General features: G+C 69.6%; 6 protein-coding genes and 1 tRNA gene. 4 read left to right on the top strand and 3 right to left on the bottom strand.

Annotated elements, in window-relative coordinates:
* The first annotated feature begins 37 nt into the window (after window positions 1-37).
* The 4 genes from Q7V15_RS08035 (at window position 38) to dgcA (ending at window position 3296) form a co-directional block, all read left to right on the top strand.
* Window positions 38-114, top strand: a tRNA-Met gene (locus tag Q7V15_RS08035).
* A 164-nt stretch (window positions 115-278) separates the two neighbouring features.
* On the top strand, window positions 279-1217 hold the full coding sequence (locus tag Q7V15_RS08030; protein WP_304754950.1) for a LysR family transcriptional regulator: 939 nt from the start codon (window positions 279-281) through the stop codon (window positions 1215-1217).
* An 85-nt stretch (window positions 1218-1302) separates the two neighbouring features.
* Window positions 1303-2340 (top strand): N-acetyltransferase DgcN, encoded by a 1038-nt coding sequence (dgcN, locus tag Q7V15_RS08025; RefSeq protein WP_304754949.1) that lies wholly within the window; start codon window positions 1303-1305, stop codon window positions 2338-2340.
* Window positions 2298-3296, top strand: a complete 999-nt coding sequence (dgcA, locus tag Q7V15_RS08020) for an N-acetyl-D-Glu racemase DgcA (RefSeq protein WP_304754948.1) — start codon at window positions 2298-2300, stop codon at window positions 3294-3296. The genes dgcN and dgcA overlap by 43 nt, the downstream gene beginning before the upstream one ends.
* A 182-nt stretch (window positions 3297-3478) precedes the next feature.
* Here dgcA and Q7V15_RS08015 read toward each other — a convergent pair whose 3' ends face one another.
* Genes Q7V15_RS08015 through Q7V15_RS08005 form a run of 3 tightly spaced genes read right to left on the bottom strand, consistent with a single transcriptional unit; the run spans window position 3479 to window position 8315 of the window.
* Window positions 3479-5578: a hypothetical protein gene (locus tag Q7V15_RS08015; protein ID WP_304754947.1), complete on the bottom strand. Its 2100-nt coding sequence runs from the start codon at window positions 5576-5578 to the stop codon at window positions 3479-3481.
* Window positions 5572-7290: a VWA domain-containing protein gene (locus Q7V15_RS08010; protein ID WP_304754945.1), complete on the bottom strand. Its 1719-nt coding sequence runs from the start codon at window positions 7288-7290 to the stop codon at window positions 5572-5574. Before Q7V15_RS08010 ends, Q7V15_RS08015 begins: the two co-directional genes overlap by 7 nt.
* Window positions 7287-8315 (bottom strand): VWA domain-containing protein, encoded by a 1029-nt coding sequence (locus Q7V15_RS08005; RefSeq protein WP_304754944.1) that lies wholly within the window; start codon window positions 8313-8315, stop codon window positions 7287-7289. Before Q7V15_RS08005 ends, Q7V15_RS08010 begins: the two co-directional genes overlap by 4 nt.
* Window positions 8316-8442: the final 127 nt, after the last annotated feature.

Below are 8442 nucleotides of genomic sequence, written 5' to 3'. Positions count from 1 at the left end.
CACAATACGGCGCACCTCCACGCGCCAAACCATCTGCCGCGGGGTGGAGCAGCCCGGTAGCTCGTCAGGCTCATAACCTGAAGGTCACAGGTTCAAATCCTGTCCCCGCACCCAAATCATCTCAAAGCCGCCGTACGTAGCCCGTCCGGCGGCTTTTTGCTGTCTGGAACCCTTGACCTTCTTGAGCCGTAGACCTGAGGGCGAGCTGGGCGCCTCAGGAGGTGGATTGGCCCCTGCCATGGCTTGCTAGGCCAACTGCGGTATGGTCTGAGAAGGCCATGGAACCGAGTGGCGTCAATCTACCCTCGATGAACCTGCGGCACATCGAGGTCTTCCACGCCGTCTATCGCGCCGGCTCAATCAGCGCTGCGGCCAGGGCGCTCTATGTCTCGCAGCCCTCCGTCAGCAAGGTGCTCAAGCACGCCGAAAGCCGCCTGGGCTTCCCGCTCTTTCGGCTGGTCAAGGGGCGCCTGACCCCCACCGATGAGGCCCATGCCCTGTTTCGCGATGTGGATGAGATCTACACACGGATCGAGTCCCTCAAGGAAACCACCCGCAACCTACTGAAGGGCGGTTCGGCCCATATCGGCCTGGCGGTCCTGCCGTCCCTGGGGCTGGGGGTCGCGCCCCGGGCGGTGGCCCAGTTTCGCCAGAAGCATCCAGGGGTGACCTTCACCCTCCAGACCCTGCATGACGAGGACGTTCTGCGCGCCCTCTACGAGCGCAAGGCCGACCTGGCGGTGGCCTATGACGCGCCGCGCCATCCCCGCCTGGCGCATATTCGCATCGGAACGGGCGAACTTGTCTTGCTCTACCGACGCGAGTATTTGCCCAATGCGCCGGCCCGCCTGGGCATCGACAGCTTCAGCGGACATGACCTGATCAGCCTGGCGGGCAGCGGCCCCGTCGGCGCCCTCTATGCCAGTGAGGTCGTACAAGGAAGTCTGAACCGGCCGGAAGCTATCGTGGTGCAAACCTACTATGTGGCCGCCGCCCTGGTCCGCCATGGGGCCGGCGTGGCCATAGTGGATGAGTTTACGGCGCGGGAAAATCTTGGGCCTGACCTTGATTTCCGGCCGTTGGCGCAGCCGGCGACCTTTGGCGTATACTGTATATACCTGGAAGATCGCCCGCTTTCAAAGATGTCTAAGGCCTTTGTGAATACGCTGAAGGCTGACATTCAGGACCAGCAACAGGCGCATAACCCAGGGCTATAACAGACCTCCCTCTTTGGAGCTTCGCGCGCGCCCTGGTTGAGCGATGATCAGGCAGAACCGCCGCGCCGGCCCGAAGTGAGAGATTATGATCCCGCCGCCCTACCTGCTCTATCTTGGGAACTCCCAGAACGAGCTTTCCGTGAAAACCTCCCGCGGGGTCGCCTATTGGCGCCCCGACTGGTCCCTCGGAGAGCATCGGGGTCCTGAATGTACGGTCACCTTGAACCTGCCGCACATGGACTTCGCCGAGGCCGCGGCCAAGGGCGCCCGAACCTTGATCATCGGCGTGGCCAACGCTGGCGGCGTGCTGGGGCCGACCATCGTCGCTGACGTCGTCAAGGCCCTGGAGGCCGGCCTGCATGTGGCCTCGGGCCTGCATGAGCGTCTGACCGAGCATCCGGAGATCGTCTCCACGGCCGCCCGCATGGGGCTGTCCCTGTTCGACGTCCGCGAGCCGCCGAAGAAGATGGCGGTGGGCGACGGCCGTCCCCGGGCCGGCCACCGCCTCCTGACGGTGGGCACCGACTGTTCGGTGGGCAAGATGTACACCACCCTGGCCATCGAGCGGGAAATGCGCGGCCGCGGCCTGCTGGCCGATTTCCGCGCAACGGGTCAGACGGGCATTTTCATCGCCCAGTCCGGCGTGCCGATCGATGCGGTGATCGCCGACTTCATCTCTGGCGGGATCGAGGCGATCAGCCCGGCCCGTCATGATGGCGGCTGGGACCTGATCGAGGGACAGGGCTCCCTGTTCCATCCGTCCTTCGCCGGGGTGTCGCTCGGCCTGCTGCACGGCGCCCAGCCCGACGCCATCGTGCTCTGCCATGAGCCCGGCCGCCCCCATATGCGTGGTATCACTGGCCGCGCCCTCCCGGACCTGAAGGACTGCCTGGAGGCCAACCTCGCCTCCGCGGCCCTGACCAATCCGGGGGTGACGCCGGTGGGAATCGCCTTCAACACCTCCAGCTTCGCCCCCGACGAAGCGCGCCGCCTCTGTGACGAGACCGCCGCGCGCTTCAATCTTCCTTGCCAGGATCCCGTCGCCATGGGCGTGGATCAGATCGTCGACAGGTTGGTGGAATGCTTCGCAACGTCTCAGTCCGCGCAGAACATTGGCCGCTAAGCACGCCCTTCCGGATTTCCCGCGGGGTCAAGACCGCCGCTGACGTGGTGGCCGTGACCCTGATCGAGGACGGCCGACAGGGCCGCGGCGAAGGCGTGCCCTACGCCCGGTACGGCGAGACGATCGAGTCGGTCCTGGCCCAGGTGAACGCCTTGGGTCCCGACCTCGCCCGCGGCCTGACCCGCAGGGACCTGGCTGATCGGCTGGGTCCCGGGGCCGCCCGCAACGCTATCGACTGCGCCCTGTGGGACCTTGAAGCCCGCCTGGCCGGCCGTGCGGTCGCCGAAACCCTCGGCCAGAGTCCTCTCCTTCCCCTGGTGAGCGCCCTGACCGTGAGCCTGGACGTTCCCCAGGCGATGGGGGAGGCGGCCGCACGGATGACCGGCGCGACCCTGATCAAGGTCAAGGTTGACCAGCACGATCCCGCCGCCTGTCTGGCGGCTGTGCGCGCTGCGGCGCCGGACGCCGCCCTGATCGTCGACCCCAATGAGAGCTGGACCATCGAAATTCTGGCGCGGCTTCAGCCTGTGCTGCGCGATCTGAAGGTCGCCCTGATCGAACAGCCCCTGTCGGCCGACGATGACGGCGATCTGGTCGGCTTCGAGAGCTGCGCGCCAATCTGCGCCGATGAGTCCTGCCATGTGGCCGCCGATCTGCCGGGACTGCAGGATCGCTATCAGGTGGTGAACATCAAGCTCGACAAGACGGGCGGTCTGACCGAGGCCCTGGACCTGCTGGCGCAGGCCCGCGCCATGGATTTTGGGGTCATGGTCGGCTGCATGGTTTCGTCGTCCATGTCGATCGCCCCGGCCTTCCATGTGGCCCGTCACGCCGACTTCGTCGATCTTGATGGCCCGACCTGGCTGGCCAATGACTATGCCGGCGGCGCGGTCCAGCGCGGGGCTGAACTGCTTCCGCCTGACGGCCTTTGGGGCGTTCCCGACGCCGCCGCCTGAGCTGAAAGCCGTCCGCCGACCCGAGTAGGAGATGCGGCCAGCCTGCTCTACGTGGGCTGGCCGTCGGCTAGAGCCTGATTCAACGATCAGACGGAATCGTCTGATCGTTGAATCAGGCTCTAAACTCTAAGTCTTGAGCGCGTTTCGTCCCGATAGCCGGTTCCCACTTATCGGAACGCGCTCTAGTTGGGCGCGGTCCACACCCACAGCAGGTTTTCCTGCCGCGTCCAGCCGGCGCGGCCATCGGCCAGCCGCACCCGCCGCCAGCCGAGATAGGCCTTGTCGACCCGACCGACGCTTCCCCCGGCCAGCTGGATTTCGGCGCTCTCGACTGGGGTGTCGACGGGCAGGGATCTCAGGGGACCCGCCCCCCAGACCAGGACGGCGCGGTCACTGGCCAGGACCCCGTAGGCTGACAGGGCCAAGACGCAGACCGCGCTCCCCGCCAGGGCGAGGCTGGCCAGGGTGAGGCCCGCCGCCGCCAGATAGGGCGTCGGCCGGTAGCGGGCATAGAGGGCCGCGGCGAGGCCCGCCGCCCCAAGCCAGGCCAGCCCGATCAATATCCAGCGCCAGAGCGCCGGTGAGGCGATGGCCATGGCCTGTCCGCGCCAGTCCCGCGGCCGGGGCACGCTGGCGCCCGGCTCCAGGCTGTAGCCGGCCTTGGCGCTGGTCATCAGCCAGAGCCGCTGCAGCTGCGGGTCCTGGGGCTGTTGCACCCAGGCGATGGCGGCATGGCCGGCGGCCTCTTCCCACCGATCCTGGGCCGCCAGGGCGACGGCCAGGTTGTGACGGGCCCGCCAGTCCCGGGGGGATTCGGCCACGGACTGACGCAGGGCTGGGGCGCTCATGTCCTGGGCCAGTGTCGGGCCGCACAGGAACATCAGGATCACACCGGCCAGGCCTGCGGCCATGGGGAAGAGGTTGGGGCGGCGCAGGGCCGTGGCCGGTTTGAAGGGCGGCGGTGGCCCGAGCTCAGAAAGCGCCTGACGGGCGCGGTCTGTCCAGTCAGCGGGGAGCGCGCCGGCCCGGGCGTAGAGGAAATGGTCGGCCTCGGCCCACAGGCGCGACCAGCGGGGATCGGCGAAGGCTTCAGGGGCGGGCGCGGCGAGGCCAAGACGCCAGCGCAGGGCGGAGTCGGCCTGCCAGGCGCGTATGGCCCGGCGCCGCTGGGCGCCATCAGGCGCCTGGCCCAGGCCGGCGAGCGTCGCGGTCAGTCGGCGATGGGCGGCGCGGGCGATCCGGTAGGGATCGGTCCGATAGGCCCGCCAAAGGGCCAAGAGACCCCAAAGCCCGCCGAGCGCGATCGGAACCGCCAACAGGGCCGCGGTCCACAAGGCGCCGGCGGGAGGGGGCAGCGCCGCCCCTTCGCCCTTCAGCATGGGCGGCAGGCGCGCCTCATCCTCACCAGGGTCGGCTGGCGATGTCGGTTCAGACGCCAGGAGGTCGCCATGGGGACCGGGCAGGACATCTAGCGTGAGGGCCGGCGCCCGCACTCTCTCATAGCGGCCCGTCCTGGGGTCGAAGATCACCATCTCGAAGTCGCTCAGAACGTAGCGCCCGGCCCGCTGTGGAACCAGGACGACGCTTTCGCGCAGAGTCCGCTCGAAGAGGCCAGAGCCCTCGTCTTCGGCCAGTTCAGGTTCGCCGATGACCTCGAAATCCCGGGAGACCTGCCGGGCCGGAAGGCCGCGGATGCCTGGCCAGTTGCCGGTCCCCGAGAGGGTGACGGTCCAGGTCAGGCTCTCGCCGACGCGGATCTCCTCGGCCTCCACGGTCGAGGTGACCGAGAATCGCCCGACGGCGCCGGTGAAGCCGGGCGGGGCCGCGGGCAGGGGGCGGATATTGAACAGGCGCGGCTCGCTCTCGATGGTCCGCGTCTCGGTGATGGCCCTTTGATACTCTTCCATATCGACCACCCCGGTTTGCAGGCGCATGACCTGGCGCGCCGGCGACAGGGGCGTCAGGCCCGGTTGCAGGGCCATGGCGCGGGTCTTGAACTCGATGACGGCGCGCGACGCCCCAGGCGCCGGCGGGCTGCGCAGGGCCGGCGCGCCCCAGGGCTCCGCCACCAGGGGTTCAGAGGCCCATTCCAGATCGCCCTCCAGATTGCCGAAGGTGTTCCAGTCGACGGTCCAGGCCAGGGTGAGCTCGAACACCTCACCGGCCCACAGCGGCTTGGCCGGCGCCTCGAAGGCGCCTGTGACCCCCTGGGCGACCGCTGGCGCGCCCCAGAGGGCGGCGAGGCCCAGCAGGACGCCGGCGAGGCGCGGCAGGCTCACCATGTCTGTGACCCTGGCGGTCGGGGGCGTGCGCTCGCTGCGCGCAGGCGCTGGAAGAGTTCGGCTGGAGAATCCTCGGCGCGCAGGCGGCGCAGTTCATTGAGCGGCTGGACCAGGGTCGGATTGCTCCATTCCGACGGGTCAAACACGTCCTGTTGCGAGCCGCCTACATTCTGCAGTCCCTGCTCGCCGGCCGTCGGCGCCTGCTCATCCTCAGGGGGCCCATCGCCGCCGCTGTCACGGGCGTCTTCGCCGGCCACAGGTTGCTGGCCCTGGGCGCCCATGGGTTCGTTGGCCGGGTCGGCGGGGCCAGGATCGTCCATTGGAACGGAGGGCGGGGGTGTCAGAAGGTGCTCCAGCCTGGCCTCAATGGCCGCCCAGTCGGCGAGATCGGGCGCGAGGCGTCGGCCCTGACCCGCGGCCACCAGCCCATCGCGCATGACCCCGTCTTCCAGGGCGTGGCCATGGCCCCGGTGGATTTCCCCATAGCGGGTGGCGACCTCGGCGATGCGCAGATAGTCCGGCGCGGCCAGCCGCCGCTTGGCCACCAGTTCCTCGGCCAGGCTGCGCATCTGAAGCAGGGGATCTTCCTCCCCCTGCAGGTCCGCCTCGGTCAGCAGGGGACCCTGGGCCAGGGAGCGGTCGAGCGGCAGCAGGGCGAGGCCAAGCAGGGCGACCAGGACCGCCTGGGCCAGGGCCTGGACGCGCCGGCGGCGCAGGCGCGGGCGGGCGGGAAATTCCACCGCGGCGCTCCAGATGAGCAGGACAAGACCCGCCAGGGCGAACCACACGAACTGATCGGCCAGGGCCACAGGCCGACCATCGATGACGCCCGTGCTGTCGGGCGGCGTCAGGCTGGCGGTACGGACCAGATCCGCAAGACCGGCGGCCTCGGCGAGGGGCAAGGACTGGCCCACGGTGGCGCTCGCCAGTTCGCTCAGGGTCGCCGGCGAAAGCCTCGAGATGATGGGTTGGCCGGAGGCTGAGGTGATGGGCCGGCCACCAGGCCCCACGGGGGCGGCGCCCGCCTCGGTGCCAAGGCCCACGGCGATGATCCTGATGTTGCGCCCGCGCAGCTCGGCCAGACGCTCGCGCCAGTCACCGGGCTCGGCCTCGCCGTCGGTGAGGATCACCAACACCCGCCCCTGGTCAGCCGGGCTGAAACTGGTCAGGGCCAGGTCCAGCAGCGCCGCGAAGTCGCTGCCGGGGACCGGCATGTGCTCTGGCCCCATCCGCGGCAGATAGGCGCCCAATATGGCGCGGTCTTCGCTGACCGGCGCCAGGACGTGCGAGGTTCCGGCGAAACCGATCAGACCGATGCGCCGGTCCGGCAGATCATCAACCAGGCGGGTGGCCAGGCTTCGCGCCCGCGCCAGGCGGCTGGGGGACACATCGCTCGCCAGCATGCTCCGCGACAGGTCCAGGGCGATGATCACTTCGCCCGGCGCCTGGTCTCCCGCCGTCAGGGCCGCCGGACCCCACTGGGGCCGGGCCAGGGCGACAACGATCATCAGAAAGGCCAACCAGAACCGCCAGGCCAGCCAGGAGCCGCCGCCGCGGCCGTCGAAACGCACGCGCCCGCCGGAGGCCGCCCCGCGCCGGATCTGCGGCCACGCGCCCGTGGGGTCCCTGCGGCGCGACAACAGGATTTCCAGGGCGGCCAGGACCGGCGCCAGGGCGGCGAGCCACAGAATCTGGGGCCACAGAAAACTCATGCCAGCCGCCTGCGGCGCAGGCCGCCGCTCAAGCCGCCCCAAACCGGCGCGGCCAGCAGCAGACTCGCCAGGCCCGCGGCCAGGGGCCAGGGAAAGAGTTCGGTGGTGACCACCCGGGTGCGGGTGCTGAAGGCCGTCTTCTGGGCGGCGTCGATGGCGGCGAAGGCTTCGTTCAAGGCCTGGACGTCGCCAGCCTGGGCGAAGCGACCCCCGGTCTCCTGCGCCATCTGTTGCAGGGCCTCGATGTCCAGGGCCGAGGGGAATAGACGGGTGCCAACCCGGCGGCCCTGATTGTCGAAGATGGGGAAGGGCACCATGCCGTTGCGCCCGGCCCCGATGGCGTAGACCGGCGTGCCTCGGTGGCGGGCGATGGCCGTGGCCTGGGGCGGGGTCAGGCTGCCGCTGGTGTTGGCGCCGTCGGTAAGCAGGATGATGAACTTGCCCACAGCCTCATCGTCGGCGTCCCGCGCGTTCTCCAGGCCCGCCAGGGCGATGGCCAGGCCGTCACCGATGGCGGTGCCGTCGTCCAGCAGCCCGATCTGAATGGCGGCCAGCTGATCCTCCAGCCAGGCGTGGTCGGTGGTCAGGGGGGCCAGCGTATAGGCGCGGGCGGCGAACACCACCACGCCAATCCGGTCGTTGGGCCGCTCAGTGACAAAGGTCTGGAGGACCGGCCGGATCGCCTCCAGCCGATTGATGGGCCCTTCTGGTCCCACATAGTCCTCGGCCAGCATCGAGGTGGAAAGGTCGATGGCGAGCATCAGGTCATAGCCCCGGGAGACCACCTCCTGCCGCTGGTCCGTGCGCTGGGGACGGGCCAGGGCGAGCGCCAGCAGGGCGATGGCCAGGCAGACCGCGACCATCCGCCAGGGCGCCGTCGGGATCTGGCTGCGGGGGTTCCAGGCTGCGGCATAGGGGGTCAGCCAGACCGGCGCACGGCCACGCCACCTTCGCCACGCCAGCAGGGCGGGGATCAGGGCCAGCAGGAATAGGAAGCCCGGCGCGGCGAGCTGGAACGGCGTCATGAGGCGTCCCGCAGGGCGCCGGCGCTGCGGGCCCGAAGGAAGCCCACCAGGGCGGTCAGAGGATCCTCATCAGCGCCCACCACCAGCCGGTCGGCGGGGTTGGGCCACCAGGCCGCCCAGCGGGGGT

The organism is Phenylobacterium sp. (assembly GCF_030651755.1).
GTDB lineage: Bacteria > Pseudomonadota > Alphaproteobacteria > Caulobacterales > Caulobacteraceae > Phenylobacterium.
Note: the sequence above shows the minus strand (reverse complement) of the source record. Positions and strands in the feature narration are given on the sequence as shown.